This window comes from Cohnella luojiensis (assembly GCF_004564235.1).
Classification (GTDB): domain Bacteria; phylum Bacillota; class Bacilli; order Paenibacillales; family Paenibacillaceae; genus Cohnella; species Cohnella luojiensis.
The window spans coordinates 364,164-383,233 of sequence record NZ_SOMN01000001.1; the positions used below are offsets into that span (position 1 = coordinate 364,164).

The 19,070-nt window shown below is 51.2% G+C and carries 17 protein-coding genes; 10 read left to right on the top strand and 7 right to left on the bottom strand.

Going from position 1 to position 19,070, the window contains the following annotated elements; genetic code table 11:
• Window positions 1–28 precede the first annotated feature (28 nt).
• The 4 genes from E2980_RS01720 to rpsD form a co-directional block, all read right to left on the bottom strand.
• Window positions 29–3,136 carry a transglycosylase domain-containing protein gene (locus E2980_RS01720; protein ID WP_135150377.1) on the bottom strand — a complete coding sequence of 1,036 codons (3,108 nt, stop codon included), beginning with the start codon at window positions 3,134–3,136 and terminating at the stop codon, window positions 29–31.
• A 211-nt stretch (window positions 3,137–3,347) separates the two neighbouring features.
• Window positions 3,348–3,854, bottom strand: coding sequence for a ferritin (locus E2980_RS01725; RefSeq protein ID WP_135150378.1), 507 nt, complete (start codon window positions 3,852–3,854; stop codon window positions 3,348–3,350).
• A 59-nt stretch (window positions 3,855–3,913) separates the two neighbouring features.
• Window positions 3,914–4,138, bottom strand: coding sequence for a DUF1450 domain-containing protein (locus tag E2980_RS01730; protein ID WP_135150379.1), 225 nt, complete (start codon window positions 4,136–4,138; stop codon window positions 3,914–3,916).
• A 123-nt stretch (window positions 4,139–4,261) separates the two neighbouring features.
• Window positions 4,262–4,861, bottom strand: a complete 600-nt coding sequence (gene rpsD / locus E2980_RS01735; RefSeq protein WP_135150380.1) for a 30S ribosomal protein S4 — start codon at window positions 4,859–4,861, stop codon at window positions 4,262–4,264.
• 337 nt (window positions 4,862–5,198) lie between these two features.
• On the opposite strand from rpsD, the gene E2980_RS01740 reads away from it, so the two are divergent.
• The 5 genes from E2980_RS01740 to E2980_RS01760 all read left to right on the top strand — a co-directional run bounded on the left by E2980_RS01740 (window position 5,199) and on the right by E2980_RS01760 (window position 10,018).
• Window positions 5,199–7,172, top strand: coding sequence for a sensor domain-containing diguanylate cyclase (locus E2980_RS01740; protein ID WP_135150381.1), 1,974 nt, complete (start codon window positions 5,199–5,201; stop codon window positions 7,170–7,172).
• Between the two features lie 110 nt (window positions 7,173–7,282).
• A complete protein-coding gene (locus tag E2980_RS01745) occupies window positions 7,283–8,050 on the top strand; it encodes a hypothetical protein (RefSeq protein WP_135150382.1) in 768 nt (255 codons plus the stop codon).
• Window positions 8,051–8,075: 25 nt separating this feature from the next.
• A complete protein-coding gene (locus tag E2980_RS01750) occupies window positions 8,076–9,191 on the top strand; it encodes an aminopeptidase (RefSeq protein WP_135150383.1) in 1,116 nt (371 codons plus the stop codon).
• A gap of 84 nt (window positions 9,192–9,275) precedes the next feature.
• Complete coding sequence (locus tag E2980_RS01755) at window positions 9,276–9,515, top strand: HPr family phosphocarrier protein (RefSeq protein WP_135150384.1); 240 nt, start codon at window positions 9,276–9,278, stop codon at window positions 9,513–9,515.
• A 212-nt stretch (window positions 9,516–9,727) separates the two neighbouring features.
• Window positions 9,728–10,018, top strand: coding sequence for an Fpa/YlaN family protein (locus E2980_RS01760; RefSeq protein ID WP_135150385.1), 291 nt, complete (start codon window positions 9,728–9,730; stop codon window positions 10,016–10,018).
• A 54-nt stretch (window positions 10,019–10,072) separates the two neighbouring features.
• Here E2980_RS01760 and cax read toward each other — a convergent pair whose 3' ends face one another.
• Entirely contained in the window at window positions 10,073–11,134 is a 1,062-nt protein-coding gene (gene cax / locus E2980_RS01765; protein ID WP_135150386.1) for a calcium/proton exchanger, read from the bottom strand.
• A gap of 184 nt (window positions 11,135–11,318) precedes the next feature.
• Here cax and E2980_RS01770 point away from each other — a divergent pair, with 184 nt between their 5' ends.
• A complete protein-coding gene (locus E2980_RS01770; protein WP_135150387.1) occupies window positions 11,319–11,696 on the top strand; it encodes an Asp23/Gls24 family envelope stress response protein in 378 nt (125 codons plus the stop codon).
• Window positions 11,697–11,762: 66 nt separating this feature from the next.
• Here E2980_RS01770 and ftsW read toward each other — a convergent pair whose 3' ends face one another.
• Together ftsW and E2980_RS01780 are read right to left on the bottom strand one after the other, a co-directional pair.
• Window positions 11,763–12,941: a putative lipid II flippase FtsW gene (gene ftsW / locus E2980_RS01775; protein WP_135150388.1), complete on the bottom strand. Its 1,179-nt coding sequence runs from the start codon at window positions 12,939–12,941 to the stop codon at window positions 11,763–11,765.
• Window positions 12,942–12,960: 19 nt separating this feature from the next.
• Window positions 12,961–13,305, bottom strand: a complete 345-nt coding sequence (locus tag E2980_RS01780) for a YugN family protein (protein WP_135150389.1) — start codon at window positions 13,303–13,305, stop codon at window positions 12,961–12,963.
• A 257-nt stretch (window positions 13,306–13,562) separates the two neighbouring features.
• On the opposite strand from E2980_RS01780, the gene E2980_RS01785 reads away from it, so the two are divergent.
• From E2980_RS01785 to E2980_RS01800, 4 genes are all read left to right on the top strand, one after another.
• Entirely contained in the window at window positions 13,563–14,732 is a 1,170-nt protein-coding gene (locus E2980_RS01785) for a M20 metallopeptidase family protein (RefSeq protein WP_338080590.1), read from the top strand.
• Window positions 14,733–14,799: 67 nt separating this feature from the next.
• Window positions 14,800–15,240, top strand: coding sequence for a CBS domain-containing protein (locus E2980_RS01790; protein ID WP_135150390.1), 441 nt, complete (start codon window positions 14,800–14,802; stop codon window positions 15,238–15,240).
• Between the two features lie 87 nt (window positions 15,241–15,327).
• Window positions 15,328–17,031, top strand: a complete 1,704-nt coding sequence (locus E2980_RS01795; protein ID WP_135150391.1) for a DNA repair helicase XPB — start codon at window positions 15,328–15,330, stop codon at window positions 17,029–17,031.
• Window positions 17,028–18,986, top strand: a complete 1,959-nt coding sequence (locus tag E2980_RS01800) for a helicase-associated domain-containing protein (RefSeq protein WP_135150392.1) — start codon at window positions 17,028–17,030, stop codon at window positions 18,984–18,986. The genes E2980_RS01795 and E2980_RS01800 overlap by 4 nt, the downstream gene beginning before the upstream one ends.
• The last annotated feature ends 84 nt before the right edge of the window (window positions 18,987–19,070 follow it).

Below are 19,070 nucleotides of genomic sequence, written 5' to 3' on the forward strand. Positions count from 1 at the left end.
GAGGAGGGGGCTTTCGTTTGCTTGGCAACTATAGTCCGCTTCTTACCTCGACAGGCGAAGTGGGAGGCGACTCGCCGGACGGGCTAATCGCCGTTACGCGATACCAGCCGGATGACAGCGGTGCGATATACTCGAAACTCGTAGATTCCGTCGTTCCGAGAAGTTTATATTTACCGTTGGATGTCGTGCTATACCATACTTGATATTGCGTTATGCCTTGATCGCTAGGATTGGCGTCCCATTTCAGCGTAACGCCGATTTCCGTTCCTTGCGCGCTAAATCCGCTAGGCGCGGTAGGGTGGATTCCGTTGTTCCCGCCGTTATTATCATTCGGGAATCCCGGGTCGGTTCCATCACCGGGATCGCCTCCATTAGGATCGTTCGGATCGATATTCCCCGGCAAGCCGTCAGTCCAAACCTTCTCGCTTGGAGCGGATTCATTGCCGGCTACGTCGACGGCGGTTACATAATAGCTGTAATATTGGCCAGAGGTAATATAATTTATGAACTTCGGATCCTCTCCCGTCGGAACAGAAGCCTCTACTTTCTGGTAGTTGACGCCATCGATAGAACGGTACAGTCTGTATCCTGCCACATCCGCCTGAGCGGAAGGGGTGAATGTGATTCTCGCAAGTCCGTTAAGCGTTTCGACCGAAATGTACGTTAGGGCGTTAGGGATCGCTCCATCTTCTACGCGCGGATCGATCTTTGAAGGCGCGCTTTGCGCCGCATCCTTCGGTAAGTAGTACGATAGCGCCTTGCGGGACTGGGAGGAAACTTGGCCGAGCTTCGCTTTCAATTCCTCAATAAGCGTGTCGAGCGGCGTTTCCCGTACGACCATGATAGATTCGCGCAATAAATCTTCCGGCGTCCCGGGTTGCGGCATGTAATTGACCCCGTTGTAAGAAATATACTTCAACTTAACGAGGGCATCGTCTTCCTCCGTCGGAATGAATTTGCGGTTGAAAATATCCGTAACGAGCTTGCCGGCCGACTTGGTTAGCTCGGTAGGGAGCTTGCCGCTTACGCTAGACACCGTCATGGAGACGATGCCGTTCGGCTTTTCGAAGGACTTGGTCGGGAAAAGCTCCGGTTTGGCATCCGTTACTTCGTTCATTATTTTCGCCCAGATGGAACGAGCGCGACCATGGCTATCCTTGGATAACGTATGGATTACCTTCTCGTACCCGGCCCATACGCCGAGAGTAATATCCGGAGTGTAGCCTTCGAACCAGACGTCTCCGTAGTTTTGGGTCGTTCCCGTCTTGCCGACTATAGGAATGCTCTTATAATTTTTGAATTGGGACATAAGCGACGTCGCCGTTCCGTTGGTTACGACGGTGCGAAGCATATCGGTCATCAGATAAGCCGATTGATCGGATACGACTTGTTTTGGATCCGCTTTGTGTTTGTAAATGCTCTTATTATTGGAGTCTCGGATCTCTTCGATCAAGTAGGCATCGTTGAATACGCCTTTGTTCGCGATTGCGGCATATGCGTTCGTCAATTCCTCGACCGATACCCCGTATTTCAATCCCCCGATGACGCCGGTTTGGGCTCCATCGTCCTCCTTCACCAAAGTGGTGATCCCCAGGGAACGAGCGAACGCCCAGGAATCCTTGATGGTGACCTTGTTCAGAAAGATTTTCAAGGCAGGGATGTTGTAAGAATGGTTAAGCGCTTGGCGGGCGGTCACGAGTCCTGAATAACGGTTGTTGGAGTTTTTCGGGATATGGTAACCCCCTCCGCCGTTTTTCAGAATGATGGGAGCATCGTCGACAACGCTTCCCGGTTGGATCAGGCCTTTATCGATTGCCGGTAAATAGGCGGCTATCGTCTTCATGGCCGAACCCGGCTGCCTAGTCATTTGCGTAGCGAAGTTCATCTGTTCGATATGGAAGTCCCGGCCTTCGATCATCCCCAGAATGGCGCCCGTTTTCTGGTTCATCATGACGGCAGCGATCTGCTCAACGCCTTTAACGGGATGATCCGGCGCGAAGTTTTCCGGATTTTCGGCGATTTCATGCATGAGATTATACACTTTTTTGTCGATCGTAGTTGTGACTTTGTATCCGCTGCGCAGTAATTGTCCGCGAGCTTCCTCGATCAAGTCCGAGTTTTCTTTTTTCTTCAAGTCTTCGCGAGTCAGCTCGGGGTTCATCTGCAAGACGAGTACTTCGGCCGCTTGGCGTTCGACTTCTAGCATCAGGTAGGGATAGGTGTTATAAGCCTTCTCGCTAGGCTTGGCTAGAGAGCTGTAAAGATCGAACGCTAAAGCTTCTTCGTATTGTGCCTGATTAATCTTCTTCTCCTCAAGCATACGGCTAAGCACGAGCTTCTGCCGCGTTACCGCGCGCTTGAAATTTTTCTCGTTAAAATCCCCTTTGCCGTTGAACGCGGAAAACAGGGAAGGGAGCTGCGGTACGCCAGCCAAATAAGCGGCTTGCGCGATATTGAGGTTGTCGAGTTTTTCGATTCCGAAAATGCCTTTGGACGCGGCTTTGATTCCGAATACTTGATATCCGGAAGAGCCATTGCCGTAAGGGACTTTATTCAAATAAGCCGTTATGATTTCTTTTTTGCTTAAGAATCTTTCCAGGCGCAGCGACAGGAAGATTTCCTTAGCTTTCCGGCTGGACGTTTGATCTAGGTTAAGGAACACGCGCCTAGCCAACTGCTGGGTGATCGTACTCCCGCCGGTTTGAACGCTTTCGTTCAATAATTGCTGCCTGACTGCCCGGAACAAGCCATTCGTGTCGATTCCGGGATGGGTGAAGAAGTTCTTGTCTTCTATCGCGATAACCGCGTCGATAATCGTTTGGGGAATTTGATCGTAAGTTACCGGCCGACGGTCTTCCTCGGAGCGTAATTGCCCGATTGGAGTGCCATCGTTGAAATAGACGAAACCGGTAATCGCATTCTCGTTAATCTTCTCCTCGATCAAGCCGCGTTTGCGAATCGGATCGTCGTGGACCAATGAAGCTATGTATCCCGTGACTGCGCCGGCTCCAACAAGTCCGGCAAGTACCCCGAACAGGATAAGCCATAGCACGGTAAAGCCTGCGATTTTCCCCGCCGTCTTGAATCCTTCGCCTTTAGGCTTTGGACTGGAAGGGGGGTGTTTAGTATTTGACATTAAGAAATCCTCCTTCAACAAACAGTACCATTATAGCACATTTAGCCATCGTTTGACTTCCCTCGATGGGGCGCGCCAAGTATGATTACCCCGCGGAATCGCTTCTGAAGCTTGCTTTCGATATTCGTTAGGCGAGCAGGAGTGAAAAAATAACCTTGCGCGAACAACAAAAAAGGCTGCCCCGATGGATGTCGTGGCAGCCTTCTGGCGATTACAATGCCGGAGGAGTAAAGGTTCGCTGAGCGAATTCCGTGTCCATCATGAAGAAGGCATTGCTATCCTTATCGATCCGCTTTAGTTTATTGATAATGCTGTCGAACATCGATTCTTCTTCGACCTGCTCGTCGATAAACCATTTCAAGAATTGAATCGTCGCATGCTCGCGGTCATTCATTGCGAGATCGGAGAGGTGGTAGATTCTTCTTGTTACTTCCTGCTCATGAGCATACGCGTGTTCGAACGCATCGAGAGTGGAGGTGTACTCGTTGTTCGGAGTATCCATCCCCGCCATCGTTACGCGTTTGCCCCGGTCGTTCAAATACTTATAAATTTTCATCGCGTGGAACTTTTCTTCCTCTGCCTGAACCATGAAGAAATTGGCGAATCCGTCCAAGCTTTCGCCCGAACAGTACGCGGCAATGGCCAAGTAGACATGCGCGGAATAAAGCTCGAAATTCAGCTGATCGTTCAACGCCTTGCTCAAGGATTCATTTAACATGCGCCACTCACTCCCTATACGCTATCGGATATACCCGAATTGTACCATAAATTGACGGGTCATCCTATTCGCTGCTTCAATTTCTCGTAAAGCACCTCGGGGGTGGGGGCGACGATGATTTCGGCTTTGCCGATCAACGCCATGCATTGTTTCGTGCACAGCTTGCATTCTCCTAGACAGTCTTTCTTCTTCTGTTTCATATCGGGAAACTCGGCCTTAAGCGTTTTATAGACGGCTTTGGAGCCGTGCTTAAAGTTCTTGCAGCAGTACTTAATTTTCCGCATTATCGGACCAACCTTCATGGAAGATTTCATATCCACCATAAATGATATTAATTCTCATTATCATTGTCAATGGGAAAAAGAAAAAACCACTCCGATTCGGAGTGGTTCGCATGAAGTTTACGATTAACGGCTGTAGAACTCGACGATTTGTTTAACGTCGATGTCTTGGGACAGCTCGCCGCGGTCTGGAAGACGAACATACTTGCCTTCCATTGCGTTAGCATCGTACTCAACGTATCCTGGCAGGTGATGACGGCCTTCGGAAGCTTCTTTGATCGTTTTCAGGGAGCGGGAACGCTCGCGAAGACCGATTTTGTCACCAACTTGCACGGTGTAGGAAGCGATGTCGACCTTCTTGCCATTAACGGTCACGTGACCGTGAGATACCAATTGGCGGGAGCCGTAACGAGAGTTAGCCCAACCAAGACGATATACGAGGTTGTCGAGGCGGCTCTCAAGCAAGAACATGAAGTTCTCGCCGGCGATACCTTGTTGCTTCGATGCGCGGTCGAACAAGTTGCGGAATTGCTTCTCGTTCAAGCCGTACATGTGGCGAAGCTTTTGTTTTTCTTGCAATTGCATGCCGTATCCGCTGATTTTGCGGCGCGTGTTAGCGCCGTGTTGACCTGGAGGGAATGCGCGTTTCAATTCTTTTCCGGATCCGCTCAGGGAAATTCCAAGGCGGCGACTTAACTTGAACTTAGGACCTGTATATCTTGACATGAATTAGAAAGCTCCTTTTTCAAAATGAAATTTTCTGAAAATGGGTTTCGTTGCGCGGATTTCTCCATAACCGAATTATCGGTTCCAGTAGGGATGTTCAGCCGCAGCCCGCTGGCGGATCGTCCGAGAGGGTGTCACAAGAGCTAAGCCCAGTATTCAACAAGTTATATTATAAGAAATTGTACGCATTTGTCAAGGCACAGGATTATTTTCTTCCATAAGCAGCATAAATATAAAAATAAGCCATTAGACTATAGACTTCTATGAACCTAGTGCAAAATTCACTGTTTCATTGTATAGTTAAGGAAAGAGGACATCGGGGGCGGAGGTGTCGGGCATGGTCAATAAAAGAAAAATACAGCAACAGCAAGATGTGCTAGAGGATATCGAAAGTCCATCCCGCACCCGTCAGCAGTTGCCTAACTGGCTGCAGAAACAAGACTTTACAGAAGCGGATATACCGTACATACATACCTTGTTAATTAGCAGCTTCTCGGATTGGTTCGAAGAAGTAGACGGTTTTCCGTGGCTTGGCAGCCCAATGGTGCTTCTGCATCCGGACGGTACGAGGATTCGCGTCGAGGGACAATCGGAAGATAGCGAATCCGATTTCTGGAACGCGGAGGCGATCGGGCCCACTGCGGCAAGCACTGCGCTTGAAACATGTCGGCCGACTCTTATGCGCGCCGAAGAGCATTTATCCCCTAAGCTTAGAGCATTCGATTCCATTGCCGTTCCCATTTTCACGCGGACGACCGGTTTTCCTTGCGCAATCGTCGCTTGCCTGCTGCCCGCGGGTACCGCGCAAGCCGGACAGCTTAAACTGCTTCAGGCGGCTGCGCTCCATATTCGGACTTGCATCTACCGCCATTTCGAGAATTTGTTCGTAGGCGGGTTGCTTAGGGAACGCAAGCTATCGAAGAAGGAAGAGAGCCGCAGGGATATTTTGTTCGAAGTCATGCGCAGGCTTAACGATCACATCGACGTCGAGAATGTTCTATCGGAGGTACTCGATAGCCTTGAGCAGCTATATCCGATATGCAAAGCGGATTTATTCCTATCGCAAGACTATAATAGCCCGAATGAGAAAGTAAAGCCGCTCGCTTTCCATCTAAACGACATGGACTTATGTAAATCGGCTTTCGTGGATGGGAAAATACGGGAAGACCGCTCAGGCGGGCGTCACCAGCTTGCATTGCCTCTATCCGGCAAGCAAGGGGTATATGGCGTACTGCGGTTGGACATGCCGGAGAACGAATTCGACGATGCCGATATTAGCTTCCTGACGATGTTAGCTGCCGCAGCGGGCGCAGCCTTCGAGAAGGCCAAGCTGCATGAGCAGGCAAACGTGCTAGTCGGCGAGCTTCGACTCATCAACGAATTAACGCAAAGGCTCAATAGCAGCCTGAAGCTGTCGGACACGATGCAATTCGCTTCGGCGGAATTGCTGACGATATTCAAGTCGGATTCCTGCTGCATCCTGCAATTCGATGCCGCGTCTCAACAATTCGTGGTCATCTCCGCCAACGTGGCGGAAATGATCGGCGAGATTTACTCCAAGGATTATGGGTTTTGCGGGGTTATATGGTCGACGAAGGAGCCGATAATCCTATCCGATTATTGCTCCGCGACACCGGTAGCCTCGCAAATGATGGACGTAACGAATTCTCGCTCGCTTCTGGCATCTCCTTTGCTGCTTAATGGCGAGGTGATTGGCGCGGTGCTAATCACTAAGCAAGAGCCTAATCATTTCTCCTATGACAATTACAAGCTCTTGCAGGTGTTATCCGCCCATCTCGGGCTAGCGATGTCTAATGCGACCTTGCATGCAGAAGTGCGAAGGATGGTCATTACGGATAATTTGACCGGGTTGTATGCCCGTCACTACTTGAATGAGAGAATTGGCCGCAAGCAAACAAGGGATACCTCCGGCTCGCTTATCGTCGTTGATATCGACCATTTCAAAAAAATAAACGATACTTACGGGCATCAGGTAGGGGACGACATTCTGATCCAGGTAAGCGATATTATTCGCACCTCGATTCGGGATAGCGACATAGCCGCCCGTTGGGGCGGGGAAGAGCTCGCGATTTACTTGCCGTTGCTCGGCTTAGAGCAAACCGAGCGGGTAGCGGAAAGAATCAGGCAGCGTGTCGAGACCGAGACGAATCCTCAAGTCACGGTATCTTGCGGGATCTCGGAATGGCGAATGGCGGATGACAAGGTCAGCGTGGAATCGTTGTTCTATAAGGCGGACATGGCATTATACGAAGCGAAGCACCATGGACGGAATTGCATCGTAATAGGATAACCATATTTGAGAAGGAAGCTTGCTTACAGTCGCGAGACTTGGGATAGCTTCTTTTTTTTTGCATATACGAAGCAAAAGGGGAGACGATACGAGTAAAAGGGGTGAAAGCCATGCCGGGCCATAATAGGACTTATGCTTTGCTTGCGGGAATAATATTGCTGCTGATGGGAATTATCCTGACGGGATGTATGGCTGCTTCGAATACTTTGCCAGCCGATGAAGCCTTTGCGTTATCCGCATCCGCTCTGTCCGGCAGCGAGAGCTACGAGTTCGATGGAGAGGTATCCTTACTCGATCCGGGAGGTTTAGTAGGGAGCCGGGCTGCATACGAGGGTGAAGTTTCGTTGCACGGGAATTTGAAGATGAGATGGAAAACCAAGGAATCTAATCCCGTTACGTCCGACTCCGTTAAGTCCAAGCCTATAAGTACGACTGCCTATCGACCTCTGCAGCTATTAGAATACATCAAAGCAAAATCCGCGGTCATTTCCTATGCAGAACAGCCCGTCCCCGCGCAGCCGGTTCGTCTGCGGATCCAAATAGACGAAAATGTAGCAACGGAGCGGGTAGCTGCAGGGCTAAGGGAGGATTTCAAGCTTCTTCTAGCCGACGGAGAGCTTCGGAAAGGCAACCCCGATAAAGCGAACCAAATATTGAGCGATGCCGACCAACGGCTCGAAACGGCACTGACTACCCTGAAGGTGAAAACCGTCTGCCAATGGACCGCGAATCCTAATGGGTGGTTTCCGTCTCAATTAACGGAAGAAACGGTATTAAGCTATACATGGGACGGAAAACCATTTCAAGAGAAACGAATTTCAGAAACCAATTTCCTCCTTAAAGCCCAAGATGGTACAATGATAAAGTCAAACAAGTAACAGGCTAAAGGAGAGACGTTACAATATGCGAGATTCACGACTGCAGAAACTGGCCGCTAATCTGGCGGGATATTCAATCAAGGTACAGCCGGGCGACAACGTACTCATCGAAATGATCGGTTCGGAGCGAGAATTATTGAAATGTCTTATTGAAGAGGTGGCCAAGCTTGGCGGGAACCCCTTTGTTGAAATAGAGGACCGTTCCGTGCTTCGAACGCTGCTGAATCATGCTAACGAGGATCAGTTGGCCACCTGGGCCGCTTACGATCTCGAGAGAATGAAGCAGATGCAAGGTTATATCGGCATCCGCGCCGGAGAGAACGTCAACGAGTTGGCAGACGTTCCCGCGCAAACAATGAAATCGTACGACCGGATTCACCGCCATCCCGTACATATGGAGCAACGCGTGAAGAAGACCAAATGGGTCGTGTTGCGGTACCCGAATACGGCTATGGCTCAATTAGCCAATATGAGCACGGAAGCATTCGAGGATTTCTACTTCGACGTATGCAACCTGGACTATGCCAAGATGGATCGCGCCATGGATCCGCTGCAAGAGCTCATGAGCCGCACGGATAAAGTCCGTATCGTATCGCCGGGTACGGATCTGACGTTCTCGATTAAAGGAATCGGCGCCCAGAAATGTTCCGGGGAACGAAACATCCCGGACGGAGAGGTGTATTCCTGCCCAGTTCGCGATTCCGTCAACGGCACTATTGCCTATAACACTCCAAGCGTATACAACGGATTTACTTACGAGAACATCACGTTCACCTTCGAGAACGGCAAGATCATTAAAGCGACCGCGAACGATACGGATCGCATTAACGCTCTCCTTGACAGCGACGACGGCGCGCGCCATATCGGAGAATTCAGCCTTGGCTTCAACCCCTATATCCTGCATCCGATGAAGGATACGCTGTTCGACGAGAAGATCGCCGGAAGCCTGCACTTCACGCCAGGGCAAGCTTACGAGGTCACCGACAACGGCAATCGCTCTTCGATTCACTGGGATCTGGTGCTTATCCAAAGGCCGGAGTACGGCGGCGGAGAAGTTTATTTCGATGACGAATTGATCCGTAAAGACGGAATATTCGTCATTCCCGAGCTGGAAGGTCTTAACCCGGAATCCTTGAAATAGTACTTTCCCCTCTTGCGTGAGTTTGGGGGAACAAGGTATGATGTGGAAGAGATTTGAATTGCCTAAAATTTAGGAGGGGATACCATGTCTAATAATGCGGCTATTGTAGAATTGTCCCAAACCGCGAATAAGTTTCGTTCTTCGATCGTACTTCAAGCTGAGAACAAGTACATCGACGTGAAAAGTATCCTAGGATTGTTTACTACGCTTGTAGGTAACCTTTCTTATGAGCTTCATGTACACGGACCGGACGCGGAAGAAGCCAAGAAGGCTCTTGGAGAAGTTTTCTCCAAGCATAGCCTGAACGTTAAAATCGTAGAATAATCACAAAAGCAACCTAATCGTATTGAAGCATCCCTGCCTTCCCGGCGGGATGTTTTTTTATGTCTTCCATCGGAAACAAGTTAAGTGTCCTTGTACTTCTCGGCGATATCGTCTAATATAAAAGTGATAGCTAGAGACAGCTAGCATGCGACGTTCCATCACGAGCGCAGCGGCTCCTCTCTAATGGGAGTTTGGGCACAGGGGGAGTGGGAATGGCAGCATCGGATACCATCATCGATCTAAATCAGAAGGCTCTACGTCTACTTCAAGAGGACGCAGACAAAATCGAGAAGTTGATCGCCATCCAGATGGAGAACTTAACGACCCGTAAATGTCCGCTATATGAGGAAGTGCTGGATACCCAAATGTACGGCTTCTCAAGAGCGGTTGATTTTGCGGTGAGGACAGGTCTGGTAGTGGAAGGCGCGGGCAAATTGCTGATCAGCCAGTTGGAACGCAATCTGGCGATTTTATACGAAGCGTTAGAAAAGAAAGAAGAGTAGCACCCACACGGGTTGCTGCTCTTCTTTCTTGTAGATGCCGAAAGGGCGGCTGGCTTACACGAAGTAAAACGAAACGCCAAGAATAACGTATACGATTAGGAGCAGCTTACCCTCGAACCAAGTCGTGGCACCATCCCTGGAGATAGAGGTCGCAATCAGCACGGAGACGCCTATGGCCGCCAACTCGATCGTTGTGAAGATGAGGTCCATTTCCTTGCCGAATAGCAAGCTGACGAACACAAGGACGGGCGCTACGAACAGTGCGATTTGAAGGCTGCTGCCTACGGCGATTTCAACCGCGGCACCCATTTTGTTTTTCATGGCCAGCAAGATCGCTGCGCTGTGCTCTGCGGCGTTACCGACGATGGCGACGACGAAAGCCCCCACGAATAAATCAGATAAACCAAAGCGCGATGAGAAGGTATCCAGCGTGTGCACGAGCCATTCGCTAATGAAAGCGACCATGACCGTGGCAACGACGAGCAAGAGGATGGACATTCCTTTCGTCCAAGCGGGTTTCTCGCCATGACTCGCTTGCGTATCCACATGGTCTTCCAGCATGTCCTTGTGCGTAACCATGGAATACACCAACCAGCCGATGTAAGCAAAAATGAGGATAGCCGCGACGATAATGCTGATCGTCATCGTGTTTTCATCGGAAATATGCTCGGTTTTGACGAAGATTGCAGGGACGAACAGGGCAATGATGCCGAGCATCATGAGCGAAGCGTTCTGGCCAGCTAGATGATCGTTGAACTTCTGCTCCTTGTATTTCAATCCGCCCGCTAACGCGCTCGCCCCTAGGACAAGGAGCAAGTTACCGATGATAGCTCCGGTCAAGCTTGCTTTGACGATTTCGAATAATCCTTCCTTGATCAGGAAGATGGCGATAATAAGCTCTGCGGCATTGCCGAACGTTGCGTTAAGAAAGCCCCCAATCCGTTGACCGGCGTAATGGGCGACGGACTCGGTCGCTTTCCCGAGAAGTCCCGCGGCGAACAGAATCGCCAATCCCGCGAACGCGAATTCGACTTCCGCTCCCCAATGCATAAAGTGGGAAAGGGCGCTGAGAATAAAGGTAATAATCAGAAGGGGATAGAACAATTTTTTTAACAAACCATACACCTCGTCGTGGAAGAAATTTTTATGTAGCAGCGATTGGCATTTAATACTATACCCAATAAGTATTCCGAAGTAAACGGGATAACCGAGTACTTATACGCTGGCAACGCTTACGGTTGCTTCTGGCCTAGTCTTCCATTACAATGGAAGCATACCAGGTTCGGGAGAGTGAGCCGCCATGACGGAAGAACTGCAGCAAGGATTAATTCGGATTTCTGATGATGTCGTCGCAACGATTGCCGGATTAGCGGCATTGGAGACACCTGGAATCGCCGCCATGTCAGGCGGAATATCGGAAGGCCTAGCCAAAAGGCTGAGCGGACGCAACGCGCAGAAGGGCGTGTCGGTCGAAGTAGGCCAAGTGGAAGCGGCCATCGATCTTAGAGTCGTCGTACATTACGGGATTCCCATTCAAGAGGTCGGACGCCGACTGCAAGATAATGTCCGGGAAGCAGTGGAGAATATGACCGGTCTTACCGTCGTTGAAGTCAACGTGAAGGTTGAAGGCGTCGCCTTCAAGGACGAAGAGACGGACGAAGCCCACCGGGTGAAGTAGCAAGCCGGATAACGAGTAAATCAAAAACGTGATGAAGCAGCCCGGGAGAGCGCTTCATCACGTTTTTTAATTTCTTTTGGAATAGGAAGCAGGTTCCTTCTCTACTCGGTTATATTCCCTGGATATGCTGAGCAGTATGCCCATGCCCGTAAGCAACGTCAGCATTGAGGAGCCTCCATAGCTGATGAAAGGCAAAGTAACCCCGGTTATCGGCATCGCTCCGCTTACTCCGCCCATGTTAATGATCGCTTGGATCCCGATCAAGGCCACGAGGCCTATGCCGACGAGCGTACCAAAGATGTCTGGACACCGAAGGGCAACGATTAGCGCTCTCCACAGAAAAACGATATAGAATAGAATGAAGAGGGTTGTTCCGATAAATCCGAGCTCTTCGCCAATGACGGCAAAAATAAAGTCATTATAGGCATAAGGCAAATAAAATAATTTTTGTACGCTGTTTCCAAGCCCAGTACCCGTGAGTCCCCCATGCCCGAATGCCTCAAGCGAGCGCGTCAGATGGTATCCGTCCCCTTGCTGGTCCGCCAACGGATCCATGAAGGAGGTGAAACGGTCTCCGCGAAAACCGAAGTCGGCGCCGGGGTTAAACAAGAAGTAGACGCTCGTCCCAAGAGCGGCTAGACCTAGCAAGACGCCCGAGGAGAGCATGATATGCTTTAGATTCGAGCCTCCGGCAATGACGATGGCTGAGGCGCACATGACGAGAATCGCGCAAGAGCCGAAGTCCGGTTGCAGCATGATGAGAAAGGCGAAAAATCCGACCACGATCATGACGGGGAGAAGCCCTCGCTTAAAATCGCGGAATTTCTCGTCCTTCTTGGCGATGATTGCGGCTAAGTATAGTATAATGGCGAGCTTGGCGAATTCCGTTGGCTGGACGCCGAAGCTTCCGACTCCGATCCAACTCTTAGCTCCGTTTCTTGCTTCAGCGATAAACGGGACAAGAATGAGCAGGAAAAGGGTCCCGACGAAGAATAAAAGAAATAACTTCTTGTACTTCTGGAAATGGATATTCATCAGCACAAGCATAATAAAGGTGCCGAGCCCGACCCACATCAATTGACGCTTCACGAAGTAGAGGGCGTCATTGTTGTAGTCGGGCTCGGAGACCGCCATGCTAGAGCTGGCGCTGAACACCATGACAAGACCGAAACCCACGAGCAGAAGCGTCAGAATAAGCAACAGAAAATCTGGCGTGCCCCGCTGGCCGCTCTCCGGAGTCTTCATCTCTGATTCCTCCGTGCCGCTAGGACAGCAGTTTCTTTAATTCCTGCGTGTGCTGGGTTGCCGCATTCAAGATCGGTTGAGGAATCGCGGATTCGTAATCAAGGCCATGAGGGAAGGTTGCTCTGCCAATATAGACGGCTTCCACTTCGAGGATGGCTTCCGGATTTTCCAGCTTGCCTTCTACCGCCCGCGTAGTTATGCGTAAGAAATAATCTTGCCCGTTCGTGCGATCATGCAGCTTAAGGTCATATGTAGCGCGGCGATATTCCCATTGCCAACGTACGAAGCCCAACTTATCGCCGGATTCGTCCAGATGTCCGAGGTCGCTGCGCATTCCGTTTAATCCTGTATTTTCGAGTAACATGAATATTCCTCCTTTTAAGGTGCAATCAAATAGGCAGCGTCATTGACGTCTGCGGTTTGTTGTCACTGAGGTTAACGCAAGCGTCGTTCCTTTCCATGATAGTCGGTTTAAGACCCTTCTGCAAGCCCGTAACCTTACAGAAGTTCGAACGTTCATTGACATTTATATCCTTCAGACGCGAGGAGAAGGTTACGGTAAAGCGTGCTTTCTGATACAATGGTACCAAGTAAAACGGCTTTCGGGAAGGAGGCGCCGCCTTGACGGTTAAGGAACTTACGTTGGAGTCTTTATATGACGATATGGTGAAATGGCGCCGACACTTGCATCAGAACCCGGAATTATCTTTCCATGAATTCGAGACTTCCCGGATGATTGCCGAGCTGCTCGAGGCTTGGGGGCTTGAGGTTCGCCGAGGCGTCGCCGGAACGGGAATCGTTGCCAAGCTCCGCGGCGGGTTACCGGGGCGTACGATCGCGCTTCGCGCCGATATCGACGCCCTTTCCATTCAAGATGTTAAAGATTGTTCCTATCGGTCCCAAGTTTCCGGGGTTATGCATGCTTGCGGACACGACGGCCATACCGCACAATTGCTAGCCGTTGCCCGTTATTATAGCCTTCACAGGAATGAGACGGCAGGGACTCGGGTGTTCCTGTTCCAACCAGGCGAGGAGGTACTGCCCGGAGGGGCGATTCGCATGATTGAAGACGGGGCGCTTGACGGCGTCGACGCCATTTACGGAGTTCACTTATGGACACCGATGCCGTACGGAACCGCGGCGACCCGGCCTGGTCCGTTCATGGCTACTCCGGATGAATTCGAGATCGAGATTATCGGGCGCGGCGGACACGGCGGTCTGCCCCATGAAAGCAAGGACGCGTTAGTCGTGGGTGCTTCCCTTGTCGTAGCGCTGCAGACGATCGTGGCCCGAAGCGTCAACCCATTGGATGCAACGGTATTATCGGTAGGCAAATTCGCTTCCGGATCCGCCAACAACGTAATTGCCGAGAGCAGCAGGCTTAGCGGTACGGTACGTTCCTTCGACAAGAGGGTTCGCGCCATCGTCCGCAAGCGGTTGGAGGAAATCGTCAAGCATACGTGCGAGATGCATGGCTGCGAGTATAGGTTGGCTTATTTCGAGGGCTATCCGCCGGTAGTGAATAATGAGGCAGAAGCGGGACGGGTTCTACGGTTGATCGGAGAATGGTTCCCGGAATCCGCCGGTCCATGCGAACCGATTATGGCGGGTGAAGACTTTTCGTATTATTTAGAGCAGAAACCGGGATGTTTTTTCTTCGTAGGCGCAGGCAGCGACGACGGCAGCTCGTCTCCTCACCATCACCCGCGCTTCGACATCGAGGAGAAAGCCATGCTCCATTCGGCAAAGCTTCTTATTGCCGTGGCCGACGACTCGGCTTTGGATGTATAAGGATCTTCTGTTTCGGTCAATTTAGGTAAGTGCCTATTTTGACGAATCGCGAACAGGAGGAAGATTTATGCGTAAAATTGCGGATATTATGTCTGAAGATTGCGTAACGGTTTCGCCGCAAAGCAATATCAACGAAGTGGCAAAATTGATGAAAGATCATGACATTGGCTTCGTTCCGGTCATTGACGGCCGCAAGCTGATTGGAGTCGTTACGGACCGCGATTTGGTCATCCGGGGTTATGCCGACAATCAATCCGGCGCTACGTCCGTTACAGAAGTATTGACTGGAAACGTTCGGTCGGTATCTCCGAATACGTCGGTCGACGAAGCGGCTTCCATCATGTCCTCCGGTCAAATTCGACGGCTTCCCGTCGTGGAGAACGGGGAATTAATGGGCGTCGTCTCCTTAGGGGACCTGGCCGTGAGGGAAATCTTCGTCAATGAAGCCGGCGAAGCACTAAGCAATATATCCGAACACGAGAATCAGCCGTCAAAATTTGCCCACTAGCAGCGAAGATCCATTTTCCGGAGGTTTCGGAAAATGGATTTTTTTTTTTAATATGGGAACGATGTTAGAAGCAAGGAGGGATGCTGGATGGATACTGCCCGGCCACTTTGGGTGCAATCGGACGGAACGCTGCTGCTAGACGAGCGACATCCGGAATACGAGGAAGCCAGAGAGTTGCTTAGAGTGATTTCAGAGCTTCAGAAACGTCCCGGAGTTCTGCACACGTATAAATTGACTCCGGTCGCATTATGGAATGCCGCAGCATCGGGGTGGAGTTCCAAGCCCGTATTGGAACGATTGGCCGCGTTGTCTCGTTATCCGCTGCCCCATTCGGTGGAAGAAGAAATTCGAACACAGATGAGCAGATATGGGCAAATACGCTTGGTTTCCTCGGACGTCGGCCTTCAGCTCATTGCAAAATCTCCCGAAGTGATGGACATGATTGGCGGTCTAGAGGAGATAGCATCGGTTTTTATCGGGAAGCCCTCTCGTACGAGCGTTATTATCCAGGACGCTTCTCGCGGATGGATTAAACGGGAGCTGGCTGCCAGGGGTTATCCCGTCAAGGATGAAGCCGGATTCCACGCTGGCGACGCGCTGGAGGTTTCTTTGCGGTCCAAGAGCATATTAGGCAAACCTGTCGCGCTGAGAGACTATCAGAACGAAGCGGTGGAAGCATTGCTTGGAGAAGCCGATGGAGACGGAGGCAGCGGAGTGGTCGTTCTCCCCTGCGGGTCAGGAAAAACCTGGGTTGGGATAGCCGCTATTGCACGTTTGAAGTGCGAGACGCTAATCTTGACGCCGAACGGAGTGTCCGTATCCCAATGGATAACCGAGCTGATTAACCATACAAGCTTAACGGCCGCTGAGGTAGGCGAATATACCGGGCAAGCGAAGAACGTAAAACCGGTAACCGTAGCCACTTATCAAATGCTTACGCATCGCCGTTCCAAGAGGGAGGAATACCCCCATCTCCAGCTTTTCGAAAACCGGGATTGGGGACTCATCATCTACGACGAGGTCCATTTGCTGCCTGCCCCCGTTTTCCGGATAACGGCCGACATCCAAGCGACGCGTAGATTGGGACTGACGGCTACTCTCGTAAGGGAGGATGGAAGAGAAGAGGATGCCTTTGCCCTTATCGGTCCGAAGCGCTACGAGATTCCTTGGAAAACGATGGAGAGCAGGGGGTGGATTGCGCAGGCCAAATGCACGGAAGTTAGAGTGCCTCTAGATACTCGGACTTCTTTGAACTATTTTGCGGCGCCCAAGCGGAACAGGCACCGTATTGCCGGGGAGAACCCATGCAAGACCGAGGTGGTAAAAGCGCTTCTTAGCCGCCATGACGGAACGCCGACGCTGGTAATCGGTCAATATTTGGACCAGTTGCACGAATTGGCCCGCGAGCTCTCTCTTCCGCTCATTACCGGCGAGATGCCGCATAAGAGTCGAAAGGTTTTGTTCGACCGATTTAACCAAGGGGAGATCAGCGTCTTGCTAGTATCCAAAGTCGCGAATTTCGCCGTGGATCTTCCCGATGCTTCCGTAGCCATTCAAGTTTCCGGCAGCTACGGGTCCAGGCAGGAGGAAGCCCAGCGGCTGGGACGCATATTGCGGCCAAAGAAATCAGGCGGGGGAGCGATTTTTTATTCCTTGGTTAGCGAGGGGACGGATGAGGTGGAGTTTGCCCGCAACAGGGGACGTTTCCTGCTCGAGCAAGGCTATCCCTATTCCGTCGATCAGTGGGCCTCGTCGGATCAGTCGATGATTACCGGGAAGGTGATCTTGTGAATTTGCGTATGTCCGTAGCAAGGCTTCCCGATTCCATTAGGGAGCTCATCTTGACCGAGCGGACGATCAAGATGAGATATGAACGAGGAGAGATACTTGAGAACATATTGGCAAGCGGCGAATGGGCGCAAGAGTGGAAGATGCGAGCCGATTCCAGTTGCGTGGCCGTGCTTAACGGAATCGTGGCGCGATTCGCCGCCGAACCTTTCGAGCTCGATTCTTTGATCAAATCCTTCGGGGAGACGTCCTCTTTAACCGGAGCGGAGATTCGCATCGCCGTGGCTAGGTTGCGCAGAAGCGGCATCGTTTTTGCAGTTCGTAAAGCATGGGGAGACCGATTGTTCTACCTGCCCGTTGACTGCGTTCCGGTTTGGCAACGATTAATGCTCCCGGTCGAGAGTACCCCTCTGGCGGAAGAGGAAATGAAGGAGATCGTATTTCCACCCAAGCCGTTCCGTCTTCCGCTGTCGTTGGAATTGTTGTCGGCTTGGCAAGCAGTCTCCCTTCAGCCCATCGAATGGACAACCAAGGGAGCGCTAAACAAAGTCTCCGTTAACAAAATGACGGGGGCAATGAGGATTAATGAAGAAGAAATAGCCGTTTTGTCTTTGTCCTATCCCCATAAAGATCAGCTCCCAGCCCATGCTGCTTTGGCTCTGGATCTTGGACTCTATGCCAAGGTGCTTTGCAAGGAAGGCAACGTCATTCGCGTCTCCGATCAAGGCCTCTCGGAGTGGCTGATCTTTTCGCCGGAAGAGGCGGATTCCCAATTGCATTCTTGGGTGGTCGAACGCTACGGAGCCGCTAACCCGGCTCACCACTTAGCGGCCGCGGCCATAGACTCCTTGAACGAGATGGAGTGGCACCAAGTGGAAGCAATCGGGAGTCGGATTGGACATCAGGGAGCGATATGCGATTGGCTAGGTTTGATGGAGTCATTCGGTTGGGTGGAACGAGGGATCTGCCGCGAGAATGCGGTATTTCGCAAGAAGGTAAGCCATCGTCGGAGAGAGAATCCGATCGCGCAGGGAGATGGAGCTTTCTTTGTCCAACCGGACGGGGAGATCTTCGTTCCGCCGGAAACGGAATTAAGAGCACGCTGGGTGTTAGCGGAGATCGCGGAGAAGGTGACGGAGGATTCCGTCTTCGTCTATCGATTGACTCGGAATGCGTGCTCAAAGGCGATGAACGCAGGTTATGCGCTGAAATCCGTTCAAGCTTTTTTGGAGGAGGGATCCTCGCTTCCATTGCCTGATCCTGTACTCAGGTCGCTTCAGGATTGGTTCCTGCCGCTTGGCAAAGCAGCGTTCTCCGAGGTGATGTTGCTGCGGACGAGCAGCCCGGAGTTAGCGTCGATTCTTAAGCAAGATCCGAATACGGCGGAAAAACTGATAGAACAGCTAGGTGACCGAGATTTTATCGTCGATGCGGCTTCTTATCCTTTCTTGCGATTGCGGCTGCAAAAGCTGGGATACCCTCCGCTAGAAAGTAAAAGGGATGCCACAGCCATGAAAAAGGAAGAGCCGGATGCGAATTCTCAGGAAAATATGCAGGAAGACCAAGGTTGGGTGTATAGGAGGCACGTGCTGTCCGTATTCGAACCGGACCGCGCCGTACCGAGCATGGATGAGCTGTTTCCAGGGCTCTCGAGCATTCCCGCGTCGTGGGTATCGAAGCCGCGAACATATCATGCTTCAACGAGCAAACAACTGCTGCAACGGGCCATTGAGTGGCAAGCCTCAGTGAGATTGGAGAGTGACGGAAGCAGTCGAACTTTCATTCCTGAAGAGTTAAAGGACGATAGCGGGGAATGGTCGGTAGTCGGCCATTGGCGCGGTTTATCGGCGAGGGACGATGAACCGGGCATAGGGAAGAAGATGGCTGTCGTACATCCGGAAGAAATCACCAAACTCATGATATGGCTGCCGCTCCTTGAGGAGCTTGAAACCAATTGACCTGTTAGGCTACATTTGTGTTATGATAAGTGGGTATGGCATAGCCGAATTGCAACTGCTTTCTTTCACTGAAGGCGATTAGGG